Origin of the sequence: Phyllobacterium zundukense, from assembly GCF_025452195.1 — a bacterium.
GTDB lineage: Bacteria > Pseudomonadota > Alphaproteobacteria > Rhizobiales > Rhizobiaceae > Phyllobacterium > Phyllobacterium zundukense_A.
The window spans coordinates 3,220,151-3,244,287 of sequence record NZ_CP104973.1 but is presented as its reverse complement, the minus strand read 5'-3'; the positions used below and the strand labels follow the sequence as shown (position 1 = coordinate 3,244,287).

32 protein-coding genes are annotated in these 24,137 nt (G+C 56.5%); 31 read left to right on the top strand and 1 reads right to left on the bottom strand.

The features are described from left to right. Positions 1 to 80: 80 nt before the first annotated feature. Positions 81 to 4,289, top strand: coding sequence for a DNA-directed RNA polymerase subunit beta' (gene rpoC / locus N8E88_RS28260; RefSeq protein ID WP_262293445.1), 4,209 nt, complete (start codon positions 81 to 83; stop codon positions 4,287 to 4,289). A gap of 345 nt (positions 4,290 to 4,634) precedes the next feature. Here rpoC and N8E88_RS28255 read toward each other — a convergent pair whose 3' ends face one another. Next, positions 4,635 to 4,916 (bottom strand): hypothetical protein, encoded by a 282-nt coding sequence (locus tag N8E88_RS28255; RefSeq protein ID WP_262293444.1) that lies wholly within the window; start codon positions 4,914 to 4,916, stop codon positions 4,635 to 4,637. Between the two features lie 500 nt (positions 4,917 to 5,416). Here N8E88_RS28255 and rpsL point away from each other — a divergent pair, with 500 nt between their 5' ends. From rpsL to N8E88_RS28105, 30 genes are all read left to right on the top strand, one after another. Next, positions 5,417 to 5,788, top strand: a complete 372-nt coding sequence (gene rpsL, locus N8E88_RS28250) for a 30S ribosomal protein S12 (RefSeq protein ID WP_008121760.1) — start codon at positions 5,417 to 5,419, stop codon at positions 5,786 to 5,788. A 60-nt stretch (positions 5,789 to 5,848) separates the two neighbouring features. Next, positions 5,849 to 6,319: a 30S ribosomal protein S7 gene (gene rpsG / locus N8E88_RS28245; RefSeq protein ID WP_099999168.1), complete on the top strand. Its 471-nt coding sequence runs from the start codon at positions 5,849 to 5,851 to the stop codon at positions 6,317 to 6,319. Positions 6,320 to 6,352: 33 nt separating this feature from the next. Continuing rightward, positions 6,353 to 8,440: an elongation factor G gene (fusA, locus tag N8E88_RS28240; RefSeq protein WP_262293443.1), complete on the top strand. Its 2,088-nt coding sequence runs from the start codon at positions 6,353 to 6,355 to the stop codon at positions 8,438 to 8,440. A 65-nt stretch (positions 8,441 to 8,505) separates the two neighbouring features. Continuing rightward, on the top strand, positions 8,506 to 9,681 hold the full coding sequence (tuf, locus tag N8E88_RS28235) for an elongation factor Tu (RefSeq protein WP_114429373.1): 1,176 nt from the start codon (positions 8,506 to 8,508) through the stop codon (positions 9,679 to 9,681). A gap of 63 nt (positions 9,682 to 9,744) precedes the next feature. Next, positions 9,745 to 10,053, top strand: coding sequence for a 30S ribosomal protein S10 (gene rpsJ / locus N8E88_RS28230; protein WP_008124902.1), 309 nt, complete (start codon positions 9,745 to 9,747; stop codon positions 10,051 to 10,053). A 25-nt stretch (positions 10,054 to 10,078) separates the two neighbouring features. Next, on the top strand, positions 10,079 to 10,831 hold the full coding sequence (rplC, locus tag N8E88_RS28225; protein ID WP_114429382.1) for a 50S ribosomal protein L3: 753 nt from the start codon (positions 10,079 to 10,081) through the stop codon (positions 10,829 to 10,831). Then, positions 10,831 to 11,451, top strand: coding sequence for a 50S ribosomal protein L4 (rplD, locus tag N8E88_RS28220; RefSeq protein WP_262293442.1), 621 nt, complete (start codon positions 10,831 to 10,833; stop codon positions 11,449 to 11,451). Before rplC ends, rplD begins: the two co-directional genes overlap by 1 nt. Further along, positions 11,448 to 11,741 carry a 50S ribosomal protein L23 gene (locus N8E88_RS28215; RefSeq protein ID WP_262293441.1) on the top strand — a complete coding sequence of 98 codons (294 nt, stop codon included), beginning with the start codon at positions 11,448 to 11,450 and terminating at the stop codon, positions 11,739 to 11,741. Before rplD ends, N8E88_RS28215 begins: the two co-directional genes overlap by 4 nt. Positions 11,742 to 11,761: 20 nt before the next feature. Then, positions 11,762 to 12,595 carry a 50S ribosomal protein L2 gene (gene rplB, locus N8E88_RS28210; protein WP_106716809.1) on the top strand — a complete coding sequence of 278 codons (834 nt, stop codon included), beginning with the start codon at positions 11,762 to 11,764 and terminating at the stop codon, positions 12,593 to 12,595. Between the two features lie 15 nt (positions 12,596 to 12,610). After that, positions 12,611 to 12,889 carry a 30S ribosomal protein S19 gene (gene rpsS, locus N8E88_RS28205; protein ID WP_008124912.1) on the top strand — a complete coding sequence of 93 codons (279 nt, stop codon included), beginning with the start codon at positions 12,611 to 12,613 and terminating at the stop codon, positions 12,887 to 12,889. Between the two features lie 2 nt (positions 12,890 to 12,891). Then, positions 12,892 to 13,281: a 50S ribosomal protein L22 gene (gene rplV / locus N8E88_RS28200; protein WP_112526903.1), complete on the top strand. Its 390-nt coding sequence runs from the start codon at positions 12,892 to 12,894 to the stop codon at positions 13,279 to 13,281. Then, positions 13,281 to 13,991 carry a 30S ribosomal protein S3 gene (gene rpsC, locus N8E88_RS28195; RefSeq protein ID WP_112526905.1) on the top strand — a complete coding sequence of 237 codons (711 nt, stop codon included), beginning with the start codon at positions 13,281 to 13,283 and terminating at the stop codon, positions 13,989 to 13,991. The genes rplV and rpsC overlap by 1 nt, the downstream gene beginning before the upstream one ends. A gap of 40 nt (positions 13,992 to 14,031) precedes the next feature. Then, the gene (gene rplP / locus N8E88_RS28190) at positions 14,032 to 14,445 is read left to right on the top strand and encodes a 50S ribosomal protein L16 (RefSeq protein ID WP_106716806.1); all 414 of its coding nucleotides are present in this window, start codon (positions 14,032 to 14,034) and stop codon (positions 14,443 to 14,445) included. A 12-nt stretch (positions 14,446 to 14,457) separates the two neighbouring features. Beyond that, complete coding sequence (rpmC, locus tag N8E88_RS28185; RefSeq protein WP_008124920.1) at positions 14,458 to 14,658, top strand: 50S ribosomal protein L29; 201 nt, start codon at positions 14,458 to 14,460, stop codon at positions 14,656 to 14,658. Positions 14,659 to 14,669: 11 nt separating this feature from the next. Beyond that, complete coding sequence (gene rpsQ / locus N8E88_RS28180; RefSeq protein WP_106716805.1) at positions 14,670 to 14,912, top strand: 30S ribosomal protein S17; 243 nt, start codon at positions 14,670 to 14,672, stop codon at positions 14,910 to 14,912. An 84-nt stretch (positions 14,913 to 14,996) separates the two neighbouring features. Then, positions 14,997 to 15,365 carry a 50S ribosomal protein L14 gene (rplN, locus tag N8E88_RS28175; RefSeq protein ID WP_008124924.1) on the top strand — a complete coding sequence of 123 codons (369 nt, stop codon included), beginning with the start codon at positions 14,997 to 14,999 and terminating at the stop codon, positions 15,363 to 15,365. 10 nt (positions 15,366 to 15,375) lie between these two features. Continuing rightward, complete coding sequence (rplX, locus tag N8E88_RS28170; RefSeq protein WP_106716804.1) at positions 15,376 to 15,687, top strand: 50S ribosomal protein L24; 312 nt, start codon at positions 15,376 to 15,378, stop codon at positions 15,685 to 15,687. Beyond that, positions 15,680 to 16,237 carry a 50S ribosomal protein L5 gene (rplE, locus tag N8E88_RS28165; RefSeq protein ID WP_106716803.1) on the top strand — a complete coding sequence of 186 codons (558 nt, stop codon included), beginning with the start codon at positions 15,680 to 15,682 and terminating at the stop codon, positions 16,235 to 16,237. The genes rplX and rplE overlap by 8 nt, the downstream gene beginning before the upstream one ends. Before the next feature lie 25 nt (positions 16,238 to 16,262). Continuing rightward, complete coding sequence (gene rpsN / locus N8E88_RS28160; protein WP_106716802.1) at positions 16,263 to 16,568, top strand: 30S ribosomal protein S14; 306 nt, start codon at positions 16,263 to 16,265, stop codon at positions 16,566 to 16,568. Between the two features lie 12 nt (positions 16,569 to 16,580). Continuing rightward, complete coding sequence (rpsH, locus tag N8E88_RS28155) at positions 16,581 to 16,979, top strand: 30S ribosomal protein S8 (protein ID WP_106716801.1); 399 nt, start codon at positions 16,581 to 16,583, stop codon at positions 16,977 to 16,979. A gap of 25 nt (positions 16,980 to 17,004) precedes the next feature. Continuing rightward, a complete protein-coding gene (gene rplF / locus N8E88_RS28150; protein WP_112526911.1) occupies positions 17,005 to 17,538 on the top strand; it encodes a 50S ribosomal protein L6 in 534 nt (177 codons plus the stop codon). A 12-nt stretch (positions 17,539 to 17,550) separates the two neighbouring features. Beyond that, a complete protein-coding gene (gene rplR / locus N8E88_RS28145; RefSeq protein ID WP_106716799.1) occupies positions 17,551 to 17,913 on the top strand; it encodes a 50S ribosomal protein L18 in 363 nt (120 codons plus the stop codon). Between the two features lie 347 nt (positions 17,914 to 18,260). After that, positions 18,261 to 18,824, top strand: coding sequence for a 30S ribosomal protein S5 (rpsE, locus tag N8E88_RS28140; protein ID WP_091922984.1), 564 nt, complete (start codon positions 18,261 to 18,263; stop codon positions 18,822 to 18,824). 67 nt (positions 18,825 to 18,891) lie between these two features. Continuing rightward, positions 18,892 to 19,092 (top strand): 50S ribosomal protein L30, encoded by a 201-nt coding sequence (gene rpmD / locus N8E88_RS28135; RefSeq protein WP_106663217.1) that lies wholly within the window; start codon positions 18,892 to 18,894, stop codon positions 19,090 to 19,092. A 17-nt stretch (positions 19,093 to 19,109) separates the two neighbouring features. Then, the gene (gene rplO / locus N8E88_RS28130) at positions 19,110 to 19,586 is read left to right on the top strand and encodes a 50S ribosomal protein L15 (RefSeq protein ID WP_262293440.1); all 477 of its coding nucleotides are present in this window, start codon (positions 19,110 to 19,112) and stop codon (positions 19,584 to 19,586) included. A 243-nt stretch (positions 19,587 to 19,829) separates the two neighbouring features. Beyond that, entirely contained in the window at positions 19,830 to 21,170 is a 1,341-nt protein-coding gene (gene secY / locus N8E88_RS28125) for a preprotein translocase subunit SecY (protein ID WP_262293439.1), read from the top strand. Next, a complete protein-coding gene (locus N8E88_RS28120) occupies positions 21,167 to 21,817 on the top strand; it encodes an adenylate kinase (RefSeq protein ID WP_262293438.1) in 651 nt (216 codons plus the stop codon). Before secY ends, N8E88_RS28120 begins: the two co-directional genes overlap by 4 nt. Before the next feature lie 212 nt (positions 21,818 to 22,029). Then, positions 22,030 to 22,398 (top strand): 30S ribosomal protein S13, encoded by a 369-nt coding sequence (gene rpsM / locus N8E88_RS28115; RefSeq protein WP_091876975.1) that lies wholly within the window; start codon positions 22,030 to 22,032, stop codon positions 22,396 to 22,398. Positions 22,399 to 22,529: 131 nt separating this feature from the next. After that, entirely contained in the window at positions 22,530 to 22,919 is a 390-nt protein-coding gene (gene rpsK, locus N8E88_RS28110; RefSeq protein WP_008124952.1) for a 30S ribosomal protein S11, read from the top strand. Positions 22,920 to 23,046: 127 nt separating this feature from the next. Then, a complete protein-coding gene (locus N8E88_RS28105; RefSeq protein WP_106716793.1) occupies positions 23,047 to 24,060 on the top strand; it encodes a DNA-directed RNA polymerase subunit alpha in 1,014 nt (337 codons plus the stop codon). Positions 24,061 to 24,137 lie beyond the last annotated feature (77 nt).

The following is a 24,137-nucleotide window of genomic DNA, read 5'->3' as shown; positions in this document are numbered from 1 at the left end:
CGGCATTTGATCTAGATGGACCCGCGGCGGCGGATATCCATCGCAAGTAGAGGGCACTCTTTGCCCCATGGAGAAACGGCATGAACCAAGAGGTCATGAATCTTTTCAATCCTCAGGTGCCTGTGCAGGCATTCGATTCCATCCGGATATCGATCGCCAGCCCTGAGAAGATTCTGTCCTGGTCATACGGTGAGATCAAGAAGCCGGAGACGATCAACTACCGCACTTTCAAGCCTGAGCGGGATGGTCTTTTCTGTGCTCGGATCTTCGGGCCGATCAAGGACTATGAATGCTTGTGCGGCAAGTACAAGCGCATGAAATACAAGGGCATCATCTGCGAAAAGTGCGGTGTGGAAGTCACGCTGTCACGTGTTCGCCGTGAGCGTATGGGCCATATCGAACTCGCAGCTCCGGTTGCGCACATCTGGTTCCTGAAGTCTCTGCCTAGCCGTATCGGCACTTTGCTCGACATGACCTTGAAGGGCATTGAGCGCGTTCTCTATTTCGAGAACTATATCGTGACCGAGCCGGGCCTGACTGCCCTGAAGGAGCATCAGCTTCTTTCGGAAGAAGAATACATGATCGCGGTCGATGAGTATGGTGAGGATTCCTTCACCGCACTGATCGGTGCCGAGGCTATTCATGAACTTCTGGCTTCGATGGATCTGGAAAAGATCGCCGGCGACCTGCGCGAGGAACTCGCAACAACGACGTCCGATCTGAAGCAGAAGAAGCTCATGAAGCGTCTGAAGATCGTCGAGAACTTCCTGGAATCGGGTAACCGTCCGGAATGGATGATCATGAAGATCGTTCCTGTGATCCCGCCGGACCTGCGCCCGCTGGTTCCGCTGGATGGCGGGCGTTTTGCGACGTCCGACCTCAACGACCTTTATCGCCGCGTTATCAACCGCAACAACCGTCTGAAGCGCCTGATCGAACTGCGCGCTCCTGGCATCATCATCCGTAACGAGAAGCGCATGCTTCAGGAATCGGTTGATGCGTTGTTTGACAACGGTCGTCGTGGCCGTGTCATCACCGGTGCCAACAAGCGCCCGCTGAAGTCGCTGTCCGACATGCTCAAGGGCAAGCAGGGCCGCTTCCGTCAGAACCTGCTCGGCAAGCGCGTCGACTATTCCGGCCGTTCGGTTATCGTGACCGGTCCGGAGCTGAAGCTGCATCAGTGCGGTCTGCCAAAGAAGATGGCGCTCGAGCTGTTCAAGCCGTTCATCTATGCCCGTCTCGACGCAAAGGGTTATTCCTCGACCGTCAAGCAGGCGAAGAAGCTGGTTGAGAAGGAAAAGCCGGAAGTCTGGGATATTCTCGATGAAGTCATCCGCGAGCATCCGGTCCTGTTGAACCGTGCTCCGACGCTGCACCGTCTTGGCATCCAGGCGTTCGAACCCATCCTTATCGAAGGCAAGGCAATCCAGCTGCATCCGCTCGTCTGTACCGCTTTCAATGCGGATTTCGACGGCGACCAGATGGCTGTCCACGTTCCGCTTTCTCTGGAAGCGCAGCTTGAAGCCCGCGTTCTGATGATGTCGACGAACAACATCCTGCACCCTGCAAACGGTCTGCCGGTCATCGTTCCGTCGCAGGACATGGTCCTCGGCCTGTACTATCTGTCGATCGTTGCGGCGAAGGAGCCGGGCGAGGGCATGGCCTTTGCCGATATGGGCGAACTTCACCATGCTATCGGCAGCGGTGCAGTGACCCTGCATACCAAGATCAAGGGCCGCTTCAAGAGCATCGATGCTGACGGCAAGCCGACGTCGAAGATCTATGAGACCACTCCTGGCCGCATGATCATCGGTGAGCTTTTGCCGAAGCACCACAACGTGCCTTTCGACATCTGCAACCAGGAAATGACCAAGAAGAACATCTCCAAGATGATCGACACGGTCTATCGCCATTGCGGACAGAAAGAGACGGTCATTTTCTGCGATCGCATCATGCAGCTTGGCTTCGGTCATGCTTGCCGTGCCGGTATCTCGTTCGGCAAGGACGACATGGTCATTCCGGAAACCAAGGCGAAGCTGGTTGCTGAAACCGAAGCTTTGGCAACGGAATATGAACAGCAGTACAATGATGGCCTGATCACTCAGGGCGAGAAGTACAACAAGGTCGTCGATGCTTGGGGCAAGTGCACCGAGAAGGTCGCCGACGAAATGATGGCGCGCATCAAGGCCGTCGAGTTCGATCCTGTTACTGGCCGCCAGAAGCAGATGAACTCGATCTACATGATGTCGCACTCGGGTGCTCGTGGTTCGCCGAACCAGATGCGCCAGCTGGGCGGTATGCGCGGTCTGATGGCCAAGCCTTCGGGCGAGATCATCGAAACGCCGATCATTTCGAACTTCAAGGAAGGCCTGACCGTGAACGAGTACTTCAACTCGACCCACGGTGCCCGTAAGGGTCTTGCCGACACCGCCTTGAAGACGGCCAACTCCGGCTATCTGACACGCCGTCTCGTTGACGTGGCGCAGGATTGCATCGTCATCTCGGTTGATTGCGGCACGACAACGGGCCTCACAATGCAGCCGATCGTCGATGCCGGTCAGGTTGTTGCGACCATCGGCCAGCGCGTCCTCGGCCGTACGGCACTCGAAGACATCCTGCATCCGGTTTCGGGTGACGTGCTTGTCAAGGGTGGCAACATCATCGACGAGTTCGATATCGATGCCATTGAAAAGGCCGGTGTTCAGTCGATCCGCATCCGTTCGGCGCTCACCTGTGAGACCCGTGGCGGCATCTGCGCCAAGTGCTACGGCCGCGATCTGGCCCGTGGTACCCCGGTCAACCAGGGTGAGGCTGTCGGCGTTATCGCTGCTCAGTCCATCGGCGAGCCAGGCACGCAGTTGACGATGCGTACGTTCCACCTTGGTGGTACTGCGCAGGTTGTCGATCAGTCGTTCCTCGAAGCCAGCTATGAAGGCACGGTGCAGATCCGCAACCGCAACGTGGTGCGCAACTCGGATGGCCATCTGGTCGTCATGGGCCGCAACATGGCTGTTGTCATTGTCGATGCGACCGGCAAGGAACGCGCAACACACCGCGTCACCTACGGTTCGCGCATCTATGTCGATGATGGCGACAATGTTAAGCGCGGCCAGCGTGTTGCAGAGTGGGACCCCTATACCCGCCCGGTCATGACGGAAGTGGAAGGTCATGTCGAATTCGAAGACATGGTCGATGGTCTTTCGGTTACGGAAACGACGGACGAGTCCACCGGTATCACCAAGCGCGTGGTTATCGACTGGCGCTCGACACCGCGCGGTTCAGATCTGAAGCCTGCGATCGTCGTCAAGGACAAGAACGGCAAGGTTCTGAAACTGGCAAAGGGCGGCGATGCCCGCTTCCAGCTGTCAGTGGAATCGATCTTGTCGGTCGAGCCCGGTTCGCATGTGAAGGCGGGCGACGTTCTAGCCCGTATTCCGATGGAAAGCGCCAAGACCAAGGACATCACCGGTGGTCTGCCGCGCGTTGCGGAACTGTTCGAAGCCCGTCGTCCAAAGGACCACGCTATCATCGCCGAAATCGATGGTACGGTTCGTTTCGGCCGCGACTACAAGAACAAGCGCCGCATCGTCATCGAGCCCAACGACGAAACCGTGGAGCCAGTCGAGTATCTGATCCCCAAGGGCAAGCCTTTCCATCTTCAGGACGGCGATGCCATTGAAAAGGGTGACTATATTCTCGACGGCAATCCTGCACCGCACGACATCCTGGCGATCAAGGGCGTGGAGGCTTTGGCTTCCTACCTCGTCAACGAAATCCAGGAAGTCTATCGTCTGCAGGGCGTTCTGATCAACGACAAGCACATCGAAGTGATTGTTCGTCAGATGCTGCAGAAGGTCGAGATCACCGAGTCAGGCGACACCGGCTTCATTCCTGGCGATCACGTCGACCGGATCGAACTGGACGAAATTAACGAGCGTTTGGAAGAGGATGGCAAGAAGCCAGGCTACGGCACTCCGGTGCTGCTCGGCATCACCAAGGCCTCGCTTCAGACCCCGTCGTTCATCTCGGCAGCGTCCTTCCAGGAAACAACGCGCGTCCTCACGGAAGCCGCTGTTGCCGGCAAGATGGATGCTCTGCAGGGCCTGAAGGAGAACGTCATCGTTGGACGTCTGATCCCGGCAGGTACCGGCGGAACGGTCAAGCAGATCCGCCGCATTGCCGGAGCCCGCGACGAGTTGATCATCGACGAGCGCCGCAAGGAAGCCGGAGCAAGCGCCGCGAAAGCCGGCCCGATGCTGACGGACATGACAGGCCAGCCGGCCGAATAAGCGGGTCGCCAACACCAAACCAAAAGGCCGCCGCGGAGCAATCCGCGGCGGCCTTTTCTTATGCCGGTCTCAATCGAGCACAACTAAAGTGCTACTTACGATAGAGTTTCTCGCGCCAGAATCGGCATTTCTTGTGTCGGTTTTGGCCGTTCTTGTATGGGATTTGAGTCTTTTCGTGTGAAAGCCGTGCAGGGATCGATTTGAGTTAGCCAAAAATCAAACCCTTTGGTGCAGAGCTCAAATGTGCGTCATCCGCCGAGGCGCACAGAGCTGGTACGGCATGCCATCAGCTCAACCGTAGACTGCGGGTAGATATGATTGAACGTATGACGAGAAAGCCAATCCCTACTCGTTGAACTCGATTAGCGCCGCCTGGCCGGTGAGGGCGGTCTTCCAGGCGGAAAGGTGGGGTTCTTCTTCGGGCTCTTCGGTCAAGGTACCGATCTCCAGAAGCTCGGCTTCCTCATAGCCGGAATTGGCGAGGATCTTCAGCGCCAGTTCCACCAACCCGTCGGCATCGTCGTTCATCAGCAGCAGGTGAACCTGGCGCGGCTCGTTGTCCTTGTCTTTCCAGACATCGGCAACGATGAGATGAACAGTTTTCGACTCGGCTGGTGATGAAGACATTGAAATGTTCCTGATTCTGCGATTTGACGTCCAGAATAGACAAATGGGTGCGCCAAGTCACCGAACGCCGTGCAATCCCTGTGCAAGATACGAAATATTGCTTGAAATAATGCGCGTCCGGCGAAACTATCTTACATTCAGGCCCGCAAGAGCCTGCAATCGCTGCAAAGCTTAATAATATTGTGGCTTCAGGCTTGACGAAAGCCCGGGGACACAGTATCAGCTGCCCATCTGAGCCGATGTGAGATTGGCCGTTTCGGAGCGACACGCTCTGGAGATCATCTCAAACAGGGTTCGTTTTACGATCGAAATGCAATTTGCCGCTCGCATGAAGCCTTTGGGGCTTCCTCTGCTTTTATTCGGGCAACCACCCATTCGGTGGTTTATTTGCCCGAATTCGTGCATGAGCATGGCGCTGAAACGGCCCTGACGGGCGAAGATACGAGATTTGTGCCGAAGTGCCTAGCGCTTTGATACGCATTACAAAGAGGGAAGGTTGAATGCCTACCGTAAACCAGTTGATCCGCAAGCCGCGCACTGCGCCGGTCAAGCGCAATAAAGTCCCTGCTCTGCAGGAAAACCCGCAGAAGCGCGGCGTTTGCACTCGCGTCTACACGACGACCCCGAAGAAGCCGAACTCGGCTCTGCGTAAGGTCGCCAAGGTGCGTCTGACGAACGGATTTGAAGTCATCGGATATATTCCGGGTGAGGGGCATAACCTTCAGGAACACTCTGTCGTGATGATCCGCGGCGGCCGTGTAAAGGATTTGCCGGGTGTTCGTTACCACATCATCCGTGGTGTTCTGGATACCCAGGGCGTCAAGAACCGCAAGCAGCGCCGTTCCAAGTACGGTGCGAAGCGTCCGAAGTAAGATTTTCCGGGACTTTGGCCACCAGGTAGGTCAACCCGATGCAGATAAGAGACAAAGAATATGTCCAGACGCCATAGTGCAGAAAAGCGTGAGATCAATCCGGATCCTAAGTTCGGCGATCTCGTTCTGACCAAGTTCATGAATGCAGTCATGCATCATGGCAAGAAGTCGATTGCCGAGCGTATCGTTTACGGTGCGCTTGAGTCAGTTGAGAGCAAGAGCAAGCAGGAGCCGGTTGCCCTGTTCCATCAGGCTCTCGACAATGTAGCGCCGCACGTTGAAGTTCGTTCGCGCCGCGTCGGCGGTGCAACGTATCAGGTTCCGGTCGACGTTCGTCCGGAGCGCCGTCAGGCTCTTGCCATCCGCTGGCTGATCAATGCAGCACGCGGCCGCAATGAGACGACGATGATCGATCGCCTGTCCGGTGAACTTCTCGATGCTGCAAACAACCGCGGCTCGGCTGTGAAGAAGCGTGAAGACACGCATCGCATGGCAGAAGCCAACCGCGCATTCTCGCATTACCGCTGGTAATTGCGAAAACATTAGTCCTAGAGGCACCATATCATGGCTCGCGAATATAAAATCGAAGACTACCGGAATTTCGGTATCATGGCGCACATCGACGCCGGCAAGACCACGACCACCGAGCGTATTCTTTATTACACCGGCAAGTCGCACAAGATCGGTGAAGTCCACGATGGCGCCGCAACCATGGACTGGATGGAGCAGGAGCAGGAGCGTGGCATCACGATCACGTCCGCTGCCACCACGACCTTCTGGAAGGGCCGTGACGGCAAGATGCGCCGTTTCAACATCATCGATACGCCTGGCCACGTCGACTTCACCATTGAAGTAGAGCGTTCGCTGCGCGTTCTCGATGGCGCGATTGCGCTTCTCGATGCGAATGCCGGTGTTGAGCCGCAGACGGAAACGGTCTGGCGTCAGGCCGAGAAGTATCATGTTCCGCGCATGATCTTCGTTAACAAGATGGACAAGACCGGCGCCGATTTCTATCGCTGCGTCGACATGGTCAAGACCCGTCTTGGTGCCAAGGCTCTCGTCATGCAGCTGCCGATCGGCGCCGAGACAGAGTTCAAGGGCGTTGTCGATCTGATCGAAATGAAGGCACTCGTCTGGCGCGACGAACAGCTCGGCGCACAGTGGGACGTTGTTGAAATCCCTGATAACCTCAAGGCCCAGGCTGAAGAATATCGCGAAAAGCTGATCGAGACTGCTGTCGAAGTCGACGAAGCTGCCACCGAGGCTTATCTCGAAGGCAACATGCCGGACAATGACGCTCTGCGCGCTCTGATCCGCATCGGCACATGCCGCGTTGACTTCCATCCGGTATTCTGCGGATCGGCATTCAAGAACAAGGGCGTACAGCCTTTGCTTGACGGTGTTGTTGAATATCTGCCTTCGCCGGTAGACGTTCCCGCCATCAAGGGCATCGATCCGAAGACCGATGCGGAAACGACCCGCAAGTCGTCCGACGACGAGCCGCTTTCCATGCTCGCCTTCAAGATCATGAACGATCCGTTCGTTGGTTCGCTGACTTTCTGCCGCATCTATTCCGGCAAGCTGACCAAGGGCATTTCGCTCGACAACACGGTCAAGGAAAAGCGCGAACGTATCGGCCGCATGCTGCAGATGCACTCCAACTCGCGTGAAGACATCGAGGAAGCCTTCGCCGGCGACATCGTTGCTCTCGCAGGTCTCAAGGAAACCACAACGGGTGACACGCTCTGCGATCCGTTGAAGCCGGTTATCCTCGAGCGCATGGTATTCCCCGAGCCGGTTATCTCGATCTCGGTCGAACCAAAGACCAAAGCCGACCAGGAAAAGATGGGCCTCGCGCTCAATCGTCTTGCTGCTGAAGATCCTTCGTTCCGCGTCCGCACTGACGAAGAATCCGGCCAGACCATCATCTCGGGCATGGGCGAACTTCATCTTGACATTCTCGTTGATCGTATGCGTCGCGAGTTCAAGGTCGAGGCAAATACAGGTAGCCCCCAGGTTGCCTACCGTGAATCGATCACCCGCAAGGCCGAGATCGACTACACCCACAAGAAGCAGTCCGGTGGTTCGGGTCAGTTCGCCCGTATCAAGGTTATCTTCGAGCCGCATGACGGCGACGATTTCATCTTCGAATCGAAGATCGTCGGCGGTAATGTTCCGAAGGAATACATCCCTGGTGTTGAAAAGGGTATCCAGAGCGTCATGGGTGCGGGTCCGCTCGCAGGCTTCCCGATGCTCGGCGTGAAAGCCACGCTGATCGACGGTGCTTACCATGATGTGGACTCCTCGGTTCTTGCCTTCGAAATCGCAGCTCGCGCTGCGTTCCGCGAAGGTGCGCAGAAGGCAGGTGCCCAGCTGCTCGAGCCGATCATGAAGGTCGAGGTTGTTACGCCTGAAGATTACGTCGGTGACGTGATCGGTGATCTGAACTCACGTCGTGGTCAGATCCTCGGTACGGAAGCGCGTGGTATTGCGACCGTCATCAATGCACAGGTGCCGCTGGCCAACATGTTCGGTTATGTGAGCAACCTGCGTTCGATGAGCCAGGGTCGTGCACAGTACACCATGCAGTTCGATCACTATGAACCTGTACCGGCAGCAGTCGCACAGGAAATTCAGAAGAAGTTTGCGTAACCATAAGGTTGCGCGTGACAGTTGAAGTAAAGCCTGAGCAGGCGAACATATAACGGAGAGCTCAGATGGCTAAGAGCAAGTTTGAACGTAACAAGCCGCACGTCAACATTGGCACGATTGGTCACGTTGACCATGGCAAGACGTCGTTGACGGCCGCGATTACGAAGTATTTCGGTGAGTACAAGCCGTACGACCAGATTGACGCAGCGCCGGAAGAAAAGGCGCGCGGCATCACCATTTCGACGGCACACGTCGAGTATGAGACGCCCGCCCGTCACTATGCGCACGTCGATTGCCCCGGCCACGCCGACTATGTGAAGAACATGATCACCGGCGCGGCGCAGATGGATGGCGCGATCCTGGTTGTTTCGGCTGCCGACGGCCCGATGCCACAGACCCGCGAGCACATCCTGCTTGCCCGTCAGGTTGGCGTTCCGGCGATCGTCGTGTTCCTGAACAAGGTCGACCAGGTTGACGATGCCGAGCTTCTCGAACTCGTCGAGCTCGAAGTACGCGAGCTTCTGTCGAAGTACGATTTCCCCGGCGACGACATTCCGATCGTCAAGGGTTCGGCTCTGGCTGCGCTTGAAGACTCAAACAAGGAAATCGGCGAAGACGCCGTACGTGCCCTGATGGCGGAAGTCGACAAGTACATTCCGACGCCGGAGCGTCCGATCAACCTGCCGTTCCTGATGCCGATCGAAGACGTTTTCTCGATCTCCGGCCGTGGTACGGTTGTGACGGGCCGCGTTGAACGCGGTATCGTCAAGGTGGGTGAAGAAGTCGAGATCATCGGCATCAAGCCGACGACGAAGACGACGGTGACCGGTGTCGAGATGTTCCGCAAGCTGCTCGACCAGGGCCAGGCCGGCGACAATATCGGTGCGCTGATCCGCGGCGTTGGCCGTGAAGACGTCGAGCGCGGCCAGATCCTTGCCAAGCCCGGTTCGGTCAAGCCGCACACCAAGTTCAAGGCAGAAGCCTATATCCTGACGAAGGACGAAGGTGGCCGTCACACGCCATTCTTCTCCAACTACCGTCCGCAGTTCTACTTCCGCACGACCGACGTGACGGGTGTTGTGACTTTGCCGGAAGGCACGGAAATGGTTATGCCTGGCGACAACATCGCAGTCGATGTGACGCTGATCGTGCCGATCGCCATGGAAGAGAAGCTGCGCTTCGCTATCCGTGAAGGTGGCCGCACCGTCGGTGCTGGCATCGTCTCGTCGATCATTGAGTAATTTAAGGTTTTATGCGGACGGCGCCTGCTATTGGGCGTCTCTGCTAAACAAGGAAAAGATGAAATGAACGGTCAAAACATCCGCATTCGCCTCAAGGCGTTTGATCATCGGATCCTTGACGATTCGACGCGGGAGATCGTGTCGACTGCCAAGCGTACCGGTGCCAATGTGCGCGGACCGATCCCGCTTCCTACGCGGATCGAGAAGTTCACGGTTAACCGCTCGCCGCATATCGACAAGAAAAGCCGCGAACAGTTCGAGATGCGCACTCATAAGCGTCTTCTCGATATCGTAGACCCAACCCCGCAGACAGTTGACGCGCTGATGAAGCTCGATCTTTCCGCTGGTGTTGATGTCGAGATCAAGCTGTAAGGCTTGAGGACGGAAGGACGAACCGATGCGTTCAGGTGTAATTGCACAGAAGCTGGGCATGACTCGCGTCTACAACGACGCAGGTGAGCATGTGCCGGTGACAGTACTCCGGATGGAGAATTGTCAGGTTGTGGCTCAGCGTACAGTCGAGAAGAATGGCTACACTGCCGTTCAGCTCGGCGTAGGTCTGGCCAAGGTAAAGAATACGACGAAGAGCTTGCGCGGTCATTTCGCGACGGCTTCAGTCGAGCCAAAGGCTAAAGTCGCGGAATTCCGCGTCTCTGTCGACAATCTTCTCGATGTCGGCGTTGAGATCACAGCCGAACATTACGTTGCCGGCCAGAAGGTCGATGTGACTGGTACTTCTATCGGTAAGGGTTTTGCCGGTTCCATGAAGCGCCACAACTTCGGCGGTCACCGCGCAACGCACGGTAACTCGGTCACCCACCGCGCTCACGGTTCTACCGGCCAGCGTCAGGATCCGGGCAAGGTGTTCAAGGGCAAGAAGATGGCCGGTCATATGGGTTCGACCCGTATCACCACACAGAACATCGAAGTCGTTTCGACGGACCTCGATCGTGGCCTTATTCTGGTTCGTGGTGCTGTTCCTGGTTCGAAGGGTGCATGGATACTGGTACGCGATGCCGTCAAGGAAGCGCTGCCGGACAATGCTCCCAAGCCAGCTGGTCTCCGGGCGCTTGCAGTCGACGAGGCCGCAAACATTGAAGCAGCCGTGTCTGATGCAGAAGTCGCACAGGCAACCGAGGGAGCCGAATAATGGACCTTTCGATCACAACACTTGAAGGCAAAGAAGCCGGCAAGGTGAAACTCTCCGAGGAGATTTTCGGTCTTGAGCCGCGCGACGATATCCTTCAGCGCATGGTCCGTTACCAGCTTGCTCGCAAGCAGCAGGGCACGCACAAGGCAAAGGGCCGTTCGGAAATCGCACGGACCGGCGCCAAGATGTACAAGCAGAAGGGTACGGGCCGCGCCCGTCACCATTCGGCACGTGCTCCGCAGTTCCGCGGTGGTGGCAAGGCTCACGGTCCGGTTGTTCACAGCCACGATCATGACCTGCCGAAGAAGGTGCGCGCACTTGCACTTCGTCATGCCCTGTCCGCCAAGGTAAAGGCTTCCGACCTGATCATCGTCGATGATCTTCTGTCGACCGAAGCCAAGACCAAGGTACTTGTTTCGCAGTTCGCCAAGCTTGGCCTCGAAAATGCGCTTCTCATCGGCGGTGCCGAGATCGATGCGAATTTCCGCCGTGCCGCTTCGAACATCCCGAACATCGATGTTCTGCCAATTCAGGGCATCAATGTTTACGACATCCTGCGTCGTGGCAAGCTCGTGCTTTCCAAGGCAGCAGTCGAAGCTCTCGAGGAGCGTTTCAAATGACTGATCTTCGCCACTACGACGTGATCGTCAGCCCGGTCATCACCGAGAAGTCGACCCTGGTTTCCGAACATAACCAGGTCGTCTTCAACGTAGCCAAGACGGCAACGAAGCCGGAAATCAAGGCCGCAGTCGAAGCGCTGTTCCGCGTGAAGGTTACTGCAGTCAATACAGCTGTGCGCAAAGGCAAGGTGAAGCGGTTCCGCGGCATCGTCGGGCGCCAGAGTGATGTCAAGAAAGCAGTCGTGACGCTTGCCGAAGGGCAGTCGATCGATGTTTCGACTGGTCTCTGAGGGGCCGTGGAGTAAAGACAATGGCACTCAAACATTATAATCCAACCACACCAAGCCAGCGTCAGCTGGTCATCGTGGACCGTTCGGAGCTTTACAAGGGCAAGCCTGTCAAGGCCTTGACCGAAGGTCTGTCGTCAAAGGGTGGTCGTAACAACACCGGTCGCATTACCGTGCGTTTCCAGGGTGGCGGGCACAAGCGCACATACCGCTTCGTTGACTTCAAGCGTCGCAAGCATGACGTGGCTGCCAAGGTCGAGCGGCTTGAATACGATCCGAACCGGACCGCATTCATCGCGCTCATCCGCTACGAAGACGGCGAGCTGAGCTACATCCTGGCGCCGCAGCGTCTGGCCGTTGGCGACAGCGTTATCGCTGGCGCACAGACGGACGTGAAGCCGGGCAATGCGATGCCTCTGCAGGCTATGCCGGTCGGCACCATCATCCACAATGTGGAGATGAAGCCGGGCAAGGGCGGTCAGATCGCTCGCTCCGCCGGTACCTATGCACAGCTCGTCGGCCGCGACCAGGGCATGGCAATCCTTCGCCTGAACTCAGGTGAACAGCGCCTCGTCCACGGTTCGTGCTTTGCCACGGTCGGTGCGGTATCGAACCCTGACCATGGCAACATCAACCTTGGTAAGGCAGGTCGCAGCCGTTGGCTCGGTCAGCGCCCGCACAATCGTGGTGTTACCATGAACCCGGTCGATCACCCCCACGGTGGTGGTGAAGGCCGTACGTCAGGCGGACGTCATCCGGTTACTCCGTGGGGCAAACCCACGAAGGGCAAGAAGACGCGCTCCAATAAGTCGACGGACAAGTTCATCGCTCGTTCGCGTCATCAGCGCAAGAAGTAAGAGAGGTAGTCTGAAATGGCTCGTTCAGTTTGGAAAGGCCCGTTCATCGATGGCTATCTTCTCAAGAAGGCTGAGAAGGTACGTGAGGGCGGTCGCAGTGAAGTTATCAAGATCTGGAGCCGTCGCTCCACGATCCTGCCGCAGTTCGTCGGTCTGACCTTCGGCGTGTACAACGGTAACAAGCATGTTCCGGTTTCGGTCAACGAAGAGATGATCGGACACAAGTTTGGTGAATTCGCTCCGACGCGTACCTATTACGGGCACGGCGCGGACAAGAAAGCGAAGAGGAAATAACGATGGGCAAGGCTAAGGCTCCGCGCCAGCTTAAGGACAACGAGGCGAAAGCCGTTGCCCGCACGCTCCGCATCAGCCCTCAGAAGCTTAATCTGGTGGCTGCTCTTATCCGTGGCAAGAAGGTCAACGCCGCTCTTGCCGACCTGGAATTTTCGCGCAAGCGCATTGCAGGCACGGTGAAAAAGACTCTCGAATCGGCTATCGCCAACGCAGAAAACAACCACGACCTGGATGTTGATACGCTGGTTGTTGCTGAAGCCTATGTAGGCAAGTCAGTCGTGATGAAGCGCTTCCATGTTCGTGGTCGCGGTCGTGCGAGCCGGATCGAGAAGCCATTCTCGCATCTCACGATCGTCGTTCGCGAAGCTGAGGAAAAAGGGGAGGCCGCATAATGGGCCAGAAGATTAATCCGATTGGCTTCCGCCTCGGCATCAACCGCACCTGGGACTCGCGTTGGTACGCGAACACCGGTGAATACGGCAAGCTGCTGCATGAAGACCTGAAGATCCGCAAGTATCTGATGGACGAACTGAAGCAGGCAGCCATCTCCAAGGTGGTTATCGAGCGTCCGCACAAGAAGTGCCGCGTCACGATCCATGCTGCACGTCCGGGTCTGATCATCGGCAAGAAGGGCGCCGATATCGAGAAGTTGCGCCGCAAGCTGTCAGAAATGACCAATGGCGACACAACGCTCAATATCGTTGAAGTCCGCAAGCCGGAAACAGACGCAGTTCTCGTTGCGCAGTCGATCGCGCAGCAGCTGGAACGTCGTGTTGCTTTCCGCCGTGCCATGAAGCGTGCCGTTCAGTCGGCAATGCGTCTTGGTGCAGAAGGCATTCGTATCAATTGCTCGGGCCGTCTCGGCGGCGCGGAAATTGCGCGTATGGAATGGTACCGTGAAGGCCGCGTGCCTTTGCATACCCTTCGTGCCGATATCGATTACGGAACTGCTGAAGCACACACTGCCTACGGCATTTGCGGCGTCAAGGTCTGGGTCTTCAAGGGCGAAATCCTTGAGCATGATCCAATGGCTTCCGAACGCCGCGCTGTTGAAGGTGATGCCAGCCATCAGGGTTCGGGCCGTCGCCGCGAAAACGCTTAAATAGCGTCTTTCGGAAACGAGAATTTTGGAGTAGAGAACAATGCTGCAGCCTAAGCGCACAAAGTTCCGCAAGCAGTTCAAGGGCCGTATCCACGGCGCATCGAAAGGCGGCACGGACCTTAATTTTGGTGCTTTCGGCCTGAAGGCCCTCGAGCCGAACCGCGTTACCGCGCGTGAGATCGAAGCCGCTCGCCGTGCAATTACCCGTCACATGAAACGTGCCGGTCGTGTGTGGATCCGGATTTTCCCGGATGTGCCGGTCACATCGAAGCCTACTGAAGTCCGCATGGGTAAAGGTAAGGGTTCGGTTGACTATTGGGCATCCCGTGTCGCACCAGGCCGTGTCATGTTCGAGCTCGACGGCGTTTCGGAAGAAACTGCTCGTGAAGCCCTCCGTCTCGGAGCGGCCAAGCTTTCGGTCAAGACGCGCTTTATTCAGCGCATCGCAGAATAAGGGGTGGATGTCATGAAATCCGCAGAAGTTCGGGCCTTGAGCCTCGATCAGTTGAATGAAGAGTTGGGTTCCCTGAAGAAAGAGCAGTTCAACCTGCGCTTCCAGAAGGCAACCGGCCAGTTGGAAAAAACCGCTCGCGTCCGGCAGATCCGCCGTGATATTGCGCGCATCAAGACTGTCGCCCGCCAAAAAGCGGTCGAGAGCAAGGCTTAAGGAAGAAAACCATGCCTAAACGCATTCTGCAGGGCGTTGTCGTGAGCGACAAAAACGACAAGACCGTTGTGGTCAAGGTCGAGCGGCGCTATTCGCACCCGCTCCTCCAGAAGACTGTGCGCCAGTCCAAGAAGTACAAGGCGCACGATGAGAGCAACCAGTTCAAGGTCGGCGATATGGTTTCCATCGAGGAATCCAAGCCGATTTCGAAAGACAAATGCTGGGTTGTCGTAACCGACGCCCCCGCAAGTTAATACTAACGATCTGTATGTAAGACGCAGCAATCGCGAGGGGCAAGGAAAGCCCAGTCCGGTTGAACAAGAAGAAGGCGGCTAGTCATGATTCAGATGCAAACAAACCTCGACGTCGCGGATAATTCCGGCGCACGTCGTGTCATGTGCATCAAGGTGCTGGGCGGTTCGAAGCGGAAATATGCTTCGGTCGGCGACATTATTGTCGTTTCGATCAAGGAAGCAATTCCGCGCGGCCGCGTGAAAAAGGGTGACGTGATGAAGGCGGTGGTTGTTCGTACCGCCAAGGACATCCGTCGCGCAGATGGTAGCGTTATTCGTTTCGACAAGAACGCTGCTGTCCTGATCGACAACAAGAAAGAGCCTATCGGCACCCGTATCTTCGGACCGGTTCCGCGCGAACTCCGCGCAAAGAGCCACATGAAGATCATCTCGCTGGCTCCAGAAGTATTGTAAGGAGCAGACGATGCAGAAGATCCGTAAAGGCGACCGCGTTGTCGTTCTAGCTGGTAAGGACAAGGGCCGTACCGGCGAAGTAATCAAAGTTTTGCCGAAGGACGAGCAGGCGCTCGTTCGCGGCGTTAATCTTGTAAAGCGTCACCAGAAGCAGACACAGACCCAGGAAGCCGGCATCATTTCGAAAGAAGCGCCGCTCCATCTGTCGAACATTGCTATCGCCGACAAGGATGGAAAGCCGACCCGCGTTGGCTTCAAGATCCTCGAAGATGGCAAGAAGGTACGTGTAGCAAAGCGTTCAGGAGATCTGATCGATGGCTGATGCAAAGATCGAACCCCGTCTGAAGAAGCAGTACCAGGAAGTGGTACGTAAGGCGCTTCTCGAGGAGTTCAAATACGACAACGAGATGCAGATCCCGCGCATCACCAAAGTTGTTCTCAACATGGGTGTGGGCGAGGCAACTGCCGACTCCAAGAAGCCAACTGTCGCAGCTGAAGATCTGGCATTGATTGCCGGCCAGAAGGCGGTTATTACCCGTGCGCGCAATTCGATCGCAACCTTCAAGGTTCGTGAGAATATGCCGATCGGAACGAAGGTCACTCTTCGCAAAGAGCGCATGTATGAATTCATCGATCGCCTGATCAACATCGCGCTTCCGCGCGTTCGAGATTTCCGCGGTCTGAACCCGAAGAGCTTTGACGGTCGTGGCAACTTCGCCATGGGCATCAAGGAGCACATTGTGTTCCCGGAAATCAACTACGACAAGGTTGATCAGATCTGGGGCATGGACATCATCGTTTGTACGACTGCAAAAACGGATGATGAAGCACGCGCTCTCCTGCGCGCCTTCAACTTCCCTTTCCGCCAGTAACGGCAAGCGTAGCGAGGTATTTGAAATGGCAAAGACGAGCGCAGTCGAAAAGAACAAGCGCCGCGGTCTTCTGGTAAAGCGTTTCGCTGCAAAGCGTTCGCGCCTGAAGGCTGTCGTGATGAATCAGTCGCTTCCTCTGGATGAGCGCTTCCGCGCCACCATCCAGCTGGCAGAGCTGCCACGCAATTCCGCCAAGGTTCGTATTCGCAACCGTTGCGAAGTTTCGGGCCGTCCACGCGGTTATTACCGCAAGATCAAAATGTCGCGTATCGCATTGCGCCAGCTGGGTTCGCTCGGCCAGGTGCCTGGCATCGTGAAGTCGAGCTGGTAAGGGAGAAGACAGATGTCTATGACAGATCCTCTCGGCGATATGCTGACCCGTATCCGTAACGCAACCATGCGCAAGAAGGGCAAGGTTTCGACCCCGGCCTCCAAGCTGCGCGCCCGCGTTCTGGATGTTCTTCAGGCTGAAGGCTATATCCGCGGATACAGCCAGGTTGATTTCGACAACGGCAAGTCCGAGATCGAAATCGAATTGAAGTATTTTGAGAACGTGCCGGTGATCCGCGAGATCACCCGTATTTCGAAGCCTGGCCGTCGCGTTTACGTTTCGGTCAAGTCGATCCCGCAGGTTGCGAACGGACTTGGTATTTCGATCCTGTCGACGCCGAAGGGCGTCATGGCAGACCACGAGGCACGTGAACAGAATGTCGGCGGCGAACTGCTCTGCCGGATATTCTAAGCACCGGCTTGAAAAGGTTTGAAAAATGTCTCGTATCGGTAAAAAACCAGTGGCAGTCCCGCAAGGCGTAACAGCCAGCGTAGACGGCCAGACCATCAAGGCCAAGGGCCCGAAGGGTGAACTCAGCTTCGTCGCCAATGACGATGTTGTAGTCAAGTTCGAAGACGGTGCTGTCAGCGTCAATCCGCGTGACAACACCAAGGTTGCTCGTTCGAAGTGGGGCATGAGCCGCACCATGGTCGTCAACATCTTCACAGGTGTTAAGGACGGTTTCGAAAAGCGCCTGGAAATCAGCGGCGTCGGCTATCGTGCGGCAATGCAGGGCAAGAACCTGCAGCTGTCGCTCGGCTTCAGCCACGAAGTTGTCTACAAGGTGCCGGAAGGCATCACTGTTGCCGTACCGAAGCCGACGGAAATCGTCGTGACCGGTATCGACAAGCAGCAGGTTGGCCAGGTCGCAGCCGAGATTCGCGAATATCGGAGCCCGGAGCCTTACAAGGGCAAGGGTGTGAAATATGCGGGCGAGAAGATCGTTCGTAAAGAAGGTAAGAAGAAGTAAGGAATTCGTGTCATGGCATCGCCGAAAGAAATCATTCAGCGTCGCGCTTCGCGTGTTCGCCGCCAGCTCAAGGCGGTTGCCGGTGACCGTCCGCGGCTCAGCGTCCACCGTTCTTCGAAGAATATCTATGCGCAGGTCATCGACGATGCGCGTGGTCACACAATTGCATCCGCATCCACTCTCGAAGCTGATCTCAAGGGCCAGCTGAAGACCGGTGCCGATTCGGACGCAGCGGCATTGATCGGCAAGCTCGTTGCAGAGCGCGCTGTTAAAGCCGGCATCAAGGAAGTTGTCTTCGATCGTGGTGCCTACATTTACCACGGCCGTGTCAAGGCACTTGCGGAAGCAGCCCGCGAAGCAGGACTTAGTTTCTAGTCCGTTCGCGCCAAGGCGGCCTGCAAATGGCGTTTTTCTGCGATCCGGTGCTCACGTACCAAATGTACGCTGCGCTCCGGTTCTCGAAAACCATCATTTTCGGCTCGCCCTGACCCGAACGCTACCATAACCCTAAGATGGTTTTTAGGGTAAAAGTTTCGAAGTCCGGAACTGCAGGGGCTCGCCTCTTGCAAGCCGGACTTCGATAGCGCATAAGCCCCCTGAACCGGACGGTTTGCGGGAATTCTGCGCAACAAGGACCGTTACTGCGGCCTATGTGGATCCAAGTGGATGCACGGCACGGTAAAATCATTCGTGCTACCGGAAAAGAAAAAGGAATTAGGAGCATGGCACAGGAAAAGAGAAGCCGCGAAGATCGCGGCCGCAACGAAGAGCGCGATAGCGAATTCGTTGACAAGCTCGTACACATCAACCGCGTCGCCAAGGTCGTCAAGGGCGGCCGGCGTTTTGGCTTTGCTGCTCTCGTCGTTGTCGGCGATCAGAAGGGCCGCGTTGGTTTTGGTCATGGCAAGGCACGCGAAGTGCCGGAAGCTATCCGCAAGGCAACTGAATCTGCCAAGCGCGAAATGATTTTCGTGCCGCTGCGTTCGGGCCGTACCCTTCATCACGATGTTGAAGGCCGTCATGGCGCCGGCAAGGTTCTGCTTCGTGCAGCCACAGCTGGTACAGGTATCATCGCCGGTGGTCCTATGCGCGCCGTCTTCGAGACGCTCGGCGTACAGGACGTTGTTGCCAAGTCGCTCGGTTCGTCGAACCCTTACAACATGGTTCGCGCGACATTCGATGCCTTGAAGCATCAGATGCACCCGAAGGACATCGCTGCCCAGCGCGGTATCAAGTATTCGACACTGCAGGCTCGCCGCCGCGATGTGGTCGGTTCGGAAGAATAGGCCATAATTGGCGCAGCAGGGCAGGGCCACTGGCTCCTGCTCACTGTAGAGACTAAAGGACAAAGTCATGGTTGAGAAGAAGAAGGGTAAGACGGTTACGGTCGAACAGATCGGCAGCCCTATCCGCCGTCCGGCAGAACAGCGCGCAACGCTGATCGGCCTGGGCCTCAATAAGATGCATCGCCGCCGTACGCTTGAAGATACGCCTTCAATTCGCGGCATGATTGCAAAGGTTCAACATCTCGTCCGCGTTGTGGACGAGGCTTGATACCGGAGATTAGACAAATGAAACTCAATGATCTGAGTGAAAATCCAGGCGCCACCAAGGCACGCAAGCGTGTTGGCCGTGGTATCGGTTCCGGTTCCGGCAAGACTGCCGGTCGCGGTGTGAAGGGACAGAAGTCGCGTTCGGGCGTTGCCATCAACGGTTTCGAAGGCGGACAGATGCCACTCTACCGCCGCTTGCCGAAGCGCGGTTTCACCAACATCTTCTCGAAGAACTTCAACGTTGTGTCGGTTGGCCGCATCCAGATTGCTATCGATGCCAAGAAGCTCGATCCCAAGGCAACGGTCACGCTCGACACCCTCAAGGCTGCCGGTATCATCCGCCGCGCCAAGGATGGCGTCCGTCTCTTGTCCGATGGCGAGATCAAGACTGCTGTGACGTTCGAGGTCGCCGGTGCATCCAAGGCTGCGATCGAAAAGATCGAAAAGGCCGGCGGTACCGTCAAGCTTCCAGCTGCTCCTGCAGCTGCCGAGTAAAAATGACGATACAAGCGGCGTTCCTCGTGATCGCCGCTTGTACCTTTTCTTCCCGTATCATATGTAACAAAAAAAGCTAATCGATTTTTTTGTCAGATATGATGCGTAGCTTTGACTGCTACTGCGTCCTTTATGCGTCCAAATGGACGCATGGCGCAGTAGTGCACATATCTGGGTAGGACCATCGATTCCCGTTGCGGGTAGCAAGATGGAGCCCCAAAAGGGCACAGACCGGAGACTATAATGGCTTCAGCCGCTGAACAGCTCGCGTCAAATCTCAATTTCTCTGCTTTCTCGAAGGCCGATGAGCTCAAGAAGCGCATCTGGTTTACGCTTGGCGCATTGCTGGTCTACCGGCTCGGAACCTACATCCCGCTACCGGGTATCAACCTTGCCGCCTATGCGCAGGCCTTCAACAATCAGGCGCAAGGCATCCTCGGCATGTTCAACATGTTCGCTGGGGGCGCAGTCGAGCGCATGGCGATCTTTGCGCTCGGCATCATGCCCTATATCTCGGCTTCGATCATCGTCCAGCTGATGACTTCGGTCGTTCCGGCGCTTGAACAGCTGAAGAAGGATGGCGAGCAGGGCCGCAAGGTCATCAACCAGTATACGCGCTATGGCACCGTGCTTCTGGCAACGGTTCAGGCCTACGCGATTGCCGCGGGCCTGCAGGGCAGTCAGGGTATCGTTACCAATCCCGGACCGTTCTTTATGTTCTCGACGGTGATCACGCTTGTCGGCGGCACGATGTTCCTGATGTGGCTGGGCGAGCAGATTACCGCGCGCGGCATTGGTAACGGTATCTCGCTGATCATCTTCTCCGGCATCGTCGCCAATCTGCCGCAGGCTATCTCCGGTACTTTGGAACTTGGCCGGACAGGTGCGCTATCGACCGGCATCATCCTTGCGATCATCGTTCTGACGGTCGCCGTCATCGGCATCATTGTTTTCGTCGAGCGTGCACAACGCCGCCTGCTGATCCAGTATCCGAAGCGTCAGGTCGGCAATCGCATGTTCCAGGGCGATACCTCGCACCTGCCGCTGAAGCTGAACACGGCCGGCGTTATTCCGCCGATCTTCGCCTCCTCGCTGCTGCTTCTGCCAGCTACCATTGCCGGCTTCGCGCAGAGCCATCAGATGCCAGCCTGGGCAACGACCATCCTGTCGTCGCTGGGTCACGGTCAGCCTGCCTATATGGCGCTCTATGCAGCGATGATCGTTTTCTTCGCCTTCTTCTATACGGCGCTTGTCTTCAATCCGAAGGACACGGCCGACCAGTTGAAGAAGCATTCGGGTTTCATCCCCGGCATTCGCCCCGGCGAACGTACGGCCGAGTATATCGACTACGTTCTGACGCGTGTCACAGTTCTCGGTGCTATCTACCTGGTCGTCATCTGCATGTTGCCTGAGTTCCTCATCTCGTGGGCCGGCGTTCCATTCTATCTCGGCGGTACATCGCTGTTGATTGTCGTGAGCGTTACACTCGATACGGTTGCACAGATCCAGGGTCATCTGATTGCGCACCAGTATGAAGGGCTGATCAAGAAGTCGAAGCTCCGGGGAGGGAAACGCAACAGATGAGATTAATACTTCTCGGACCACCGGGGGCAGGTAAGGGAACTCAGTCTCAGCGCTTGGTAGAAAAATTTGGTGTACCGCAGCTCTCCACGGGGGACATGCTGCGTGACGCGGTGAGGGCCGGAACCGATGTCGGTTTGCGTGCCAAGGCTGTCATGGATGCCGGCAAGCTGGTGTCCGACGAGATCGTCAATGCAATCGTTTCGGAGCGGATCGATCAGCCGGATGCGGTCAACGGGTTCATCCTTGACGGTTATCCGAGGACGTTGATCCAGGCAGACGCGGTCGAGCAAATGCTGGCCGACAAGGGTCTAGAACTCGATTGCGTGATCGAGCTGGAAGTCGATGACAACGTCCTCGTCGAGCGTATATCCGGCCGCTATTCCTGCGCGAAGTGCGGCACCGGATATCATGACACCAACAAGAAGCCGCATGTGGCGGGTGTCTGCGACAAATGCGGTTCGACGGAATTCAAGCGCCGTCCGGATGACAATGCCGAAACGGTGCGCACGCGCCTTGAGGCCTACTACAAGCAGACCTCTCCGCTGATTGGCTACTACTATGCCAAGGGCAAGTTGAGGAAGGTCGATGGCATGGCTGACATGGACGATGTCACCGCATCGATCGAAAAAATTCTGTCGGATTTATAAGTCTGACATAATTTCATCGAAGGAGTTGACTTTTCACGGCGATTCCTTCAAGTACGGCGCAAATTCGCTTGGGAATATAAAGCGGTCGGCGCCGATCCCGTAAGAGAGGTTCGGGGCTGATCGTTTGTGTTTGTCCCCGAATATAATTTTCATCCCGTCATCTGGCTGCCGCATTGGCCATCCAGCTCTGCCGGTTAACAAGGAGAACAGGCGTGGCTCGTATTGCTGGCGTCAACATCCCGACGAACAAGCGCGTTGTTATCGCGCTTCAGTACATTCACGGGATTGGTCAAAAGTTTGCACAGGAAATCGTCGCGAAAGTCGGCATTCCTGCAGAGCGTCGCGTCAATCAGTTGACCGATGCGGAAGTCTTGCAGATTCGTGAAACAATCGATCGCGATTACCATGTTGAAGGTGATCTGCGCCGTGAAGTTTCGATGAACATCAAGCGTCTGATGGATCTGGGCTGCTACCGCGGTCTGCGTCATCGCCGCTCGCTGCCGGTTCGCGGTCAGCGCACGCATACCAATGCGCGTACCCGCAAGGGTCCTGCCAAGGCAATTGCCGGCAAGAAGAAGTAAGATTTTCCGGCGCGGTTCGCTGCGCCGGTTTCGCCTTTTCGGGCGAGCAAGTGCTGGTTTCGCACTTTAACTGAAACCGCGGTGTAGCCTCTGGAAATACGGAGGCGTCGAGATCAACTGAAAGGACTACCATGGCCAAAGAAGCCACGCGCGTTCGCCGTCGCGAGCGCAAGAATATTTCGTCGGGCGTTGCCCACGTCAATTCGACATTCAACAATACGATGATCACCATCACGGATGCACAGGGCAATGCGATTGCCTGGTCTTCCGCCGGTGCACAGGGCTTCAAGGGCTCACGCAAGTCCACGCCTTTCGCTGCCCAGATGGCAGCTGAAGATTGTGCCAAGAAGGCACAGGAACATGGCATGCGCTCGCTCGAAGTCGAGGTTTGCGGACCGGGCTCCGGCCGTGAATCGGCTCTGCGCGCACTGCAGGCTGCCGGTTTCACGATTACATCGATCCGCGATGTGACGCCGATCCCGCACAATGGCTGCCGTCCGCGCAAGCGTCGCCGCGTATAGTTTTATTTGCGACAAGCATAGGCCGCAAGAGCTGGCTTTCAGCTCCCCGGTTTCAAACCCAGTGGGGGTTTCCACGCCTCAATGCCACGATTGGATGGTGGTAAAGGCAAGGATGAAGGAAAAATAGATGATCCAGAAGAACTGGCAAGAATTGATCAAGCCGAACAAGGTCGAGTTCCAGACCTCCGGCTCGAAGACCAAGGCAACGGTCGTCGCTGAGCCGCTGGAACGCGGCTATGGCTTGACGCTCGGCAACGCCTTGCGCCGTGTGCTCCTGTCCTCGCTTCGCGGCGCTGCCGTGACTGCGGTACAGATCGACGGCGTTCTGCATGAATTCTCGTCGATCCCCGGCGTGCGTGAAGATGTGACGGACATCGTCCTCAACATCAAGGAAATCGCTATCCACATGGAGAGCGATGGGCCCAAGCGTATGGTCGTCCGCAAGGAAGGCCCGGGCGTCGTTACGGCTGGCGATATCCAGACTGTTGGCGATATCGAGATCCTCAACCCGGATCACGTTATCTGCACTCTCGATGAGGGCGCTGAAATCCGCATGGAATTCACCGTCAACACCGGCAAGGGCTACGTTCCGGCTGACCGCAACCGCGCAGAAGACGCTCCGATCGGCTTGATCCCGGTCGATAGCCTTTATTCGCCGGTCCGCAAGGTATCCTACAAGATCGAGAACACCCGCGAGGGCCAGGTTCTCGATTATGACAAGCTGATCCTCTCGATCGAGACCGATGGTTCGATCTCCGGTGAAGATGCCGTTGCCTATGCAGCGCGTATTCTCCAGGACCAGCTCGCGATCTTCGTCAACTTCGACGAGCCGCAGAAGGAAGTTCAGCAGGAACAGGTTACCGAACTCGCGTTCAACCCTGCACTGCTCAAGAAGGTCGATGAACTCGAACTTTCGGTTCGCTCGGCAAACTGCCTGAAGAATGATAACATCGTCTACATTGGCGATCTCATTCAGAAGACAGAAGCAGAAATGCTGCGCACACCGAACTTCGGCCGCAAGTCGCTGAACGAAATCAAGGAAGTTCTCGCTTCCATGGGTCTCCATCTCGGTATGGAAGTTCCTTCATGGCCGCCAGAGAACATCGAAGATCTCGCGAAGCGTTACGAAGACCAGTACTAAGCAATTCCAGGAAAAGTGGACGCCGGTTTTCCGTCAGGAATTGCGACAAGATAAACCACCCGGGCTCTGCCCGAATT

Excerpts from the sequence above, each read along its gene's own strand:
- rpoC (WP_262293445.1), top strand. The coding sequence starts at position 81 with ATGAACCAAGAGGTCATGAATCTTTTCAATCCTCAGGTGCCTGTGCAG.
- N8E88_RS28255 (WP_262293444.1), bottom strand. The coding sequence starts at position 4,916 with ATGTCTTCATCACCAGCCGAGTCGAAAACTGTTCATCTCATCGTTGCC.
- rpsL (WP_008121760.1), top strand. The coding sequence starts at position 5,417 with ATGCCTACCGTAAACCAGTTGATCCGCAAGCCGCGCACTGCGCCGGTC.
- rpsG (WP_099999168.1), top strand. The coding sequence starts at position 5,849 with ATGTCCAGACGCCATAGTGCAGAAAAGCGTGAGATCAATCCGGATCCT.
- fusA (WP_262293443.1), top strand. The coding sequence starts at position 6,353 with ATGGCTCGCGAATATAAAATCGAAGACTACCGGAATTTCGGTATCATG.
- tuf (WP_114429373.1), top strand. The coding sequence starts at position 8,506 with ATGGCTAAGAGCAAGTTTGAACGTAACAAGCCGCACGTCAACATTGGC.
- rpsJ (WP_008124902.1), top strand. The coding sequence starts at position 9,745 with ATGAACGGTCAAAACATCCGCATTCGCCTCAAGGCGTTTGATCATCGG.
- rplC (WP_114429382.1), top strand. The coding sequence starts at position 10,079 with ATGCGTTCAGGTGTAATTGCACAGAAGCTGGGCATGACTCGCGTCTAC.
- rplD (WP_262293442.1), top strand. The coding sequence starts at position 10,831 with ATGGACCTTTCGATCACAACACTTGAAGGCAAAGAAGCCGGCAAGGTG.
- N8E88_RS28215 (WP_262293441.1), top strand. The coding sequence starts at position 11,448 with ATGACTGATCTTCGCCACTACGACGTGATCGTCAGCCCGGTCATCACC.
- rplB (WP_106716809.1), top strand. The coding sequence starts at position 11,762 with ATGGCACTCAAACATTATAATCCAACCACACCAAGCCAGCGTCAGCTG.
- rpsS (WP_008124912.1), top strand. The coding sequence starts at position 12,611 with ATGGCTCGTTCAGTTTGGAAAGGCCCGTTCATCGATGGCTATCTTCTC.
- rplV (WP_112526903.1), top strand. The coding sequence starts at position 12,892 with ATGGGCAAGGCTAAGGCTCCGCGCCAGCTTAAGGACAACGAGGCGAAA.
- rpsC (WP_112526905.1), top strand. The coding sequence starts at position 13,281 with ATGGGCCAGAAGATTAATCCGATTGGCTTCCGCCTCGGCATCAACCGC.
- rplP (WP_106716806.1), top strand. The coding sequence starts at position 14,032 with ATGCTGCAGCCTAAGCGCACAAAGTTCCGCAAGCAGTTCAAGGGCCGT.
- rpmC (WP_008124920.1), top strand. The coding sequence starts at position 14,458 with ATGAAATCCGCAGAAGTTCGGGCCTTGAGCCTCGATCAGTTGAATGAA.
- rpsQ (WP_106716805.1), top strand. The coding sequence starts at position 14,670 with ATGCCTAAACGCATTCTGCAGGGCGTTGTCGTGAGCGACAAAAACGAC.
- rplN (WP_008124924.1), top strand. The coding sequence starts at position 14,997 with ATGATTCAGATGCAAACAAACCTCGACGTCGCGGATAATTCCGGCGCA.
- rplX (WP_106716804.1), top strand. The coding sequence starts at position 15,376 with ATGCAGAAGATCCGTAAAGGCGACCGCGTTGTCGTTCTAGCTGGTAAG.
- rplE (WP_106716803.1), top strand. The coding sequence starts at position 15,680 with ATGGCTGATGCAAAGATCGAACCCCGTCTGAAGAAGCAGTACCAGGAA.
- rpsN (WP_106716802.1), top strand. The coding sequence starts at position 16,263 with ATGGCAAAGACGAGCGCAGTCGAAAAGAACAAGCGCCGCGGTCTTCTG.
- rpsH (WP_106716801.1), top strand. The coding sequence starts at position 16,581 with ATGTCTATGACAGATCCTCTCGGCGATATGCTGACCCGTATCCGTAAC.
- rplF (WP_112526911.1), top strand. The coding sequence starts at position 17,005 with ATGTCTCGTATCGGTAAAAAACCAGTGGCAGTCCCGCAAGGCGTAACA.
- rplR (WP_106716799.1), top strand. The coding sequence starts at position 17,551 with ATGGCATCGCCGAAAGAAATCATTCAGCGTCGCGCTTCGCGTGTTCGC.
- rpsE (WP_091922984.1), top strand. The coding sequence starts at position 18,261 with ATGGCACAGGAAAAGAGAAGCCGCGAAGATCGCGGCCGCAACGAAGAG.
- rpmD (WP_106663217.1), top strand. The coding sequence starts at position 18,892 with ATGGTTGAGAAGAAGAAGGGTAAGACGGTTACGGTCGAACAGATCGGC.
- rplO (WP_262293440.1), top strand. The coding sequence starts at position 19,110 with ATGAAACTCAATGATCTGAGTGAAAATCCAGGCGCCACCAAGGCACGC.
- secY (WP_262293439.1), top strand. The coding sequence starts at position 19,830 with ATGGCTTCAGCCGCTGAACAGCTCGCGTCAAATCTCAATTTCTCTGCT.
- N8E88_RS28120 (WP_262293438.1), top strand. The coding sequence starts at position 21,167 with ATGAGATTAATACTTCTCGGACCACCGGGGGCAGGTAAGGGAACTCAG.
- rpsK (WP_008124952.1), top strand. The coding sequence starts at position 22,530 with ATGGCCAAAGAAGCCACGCGCGTTCGCCGTCGCGAGCGCAAGAATATT.
- N8E88_RS28105 (WP_106716793.1), top strand. The coding sequence starts at position 23,047 with ATGATCCAGAAGAACTGGCAAGAATTGATCAAGCCGAACAAGGTCGAG.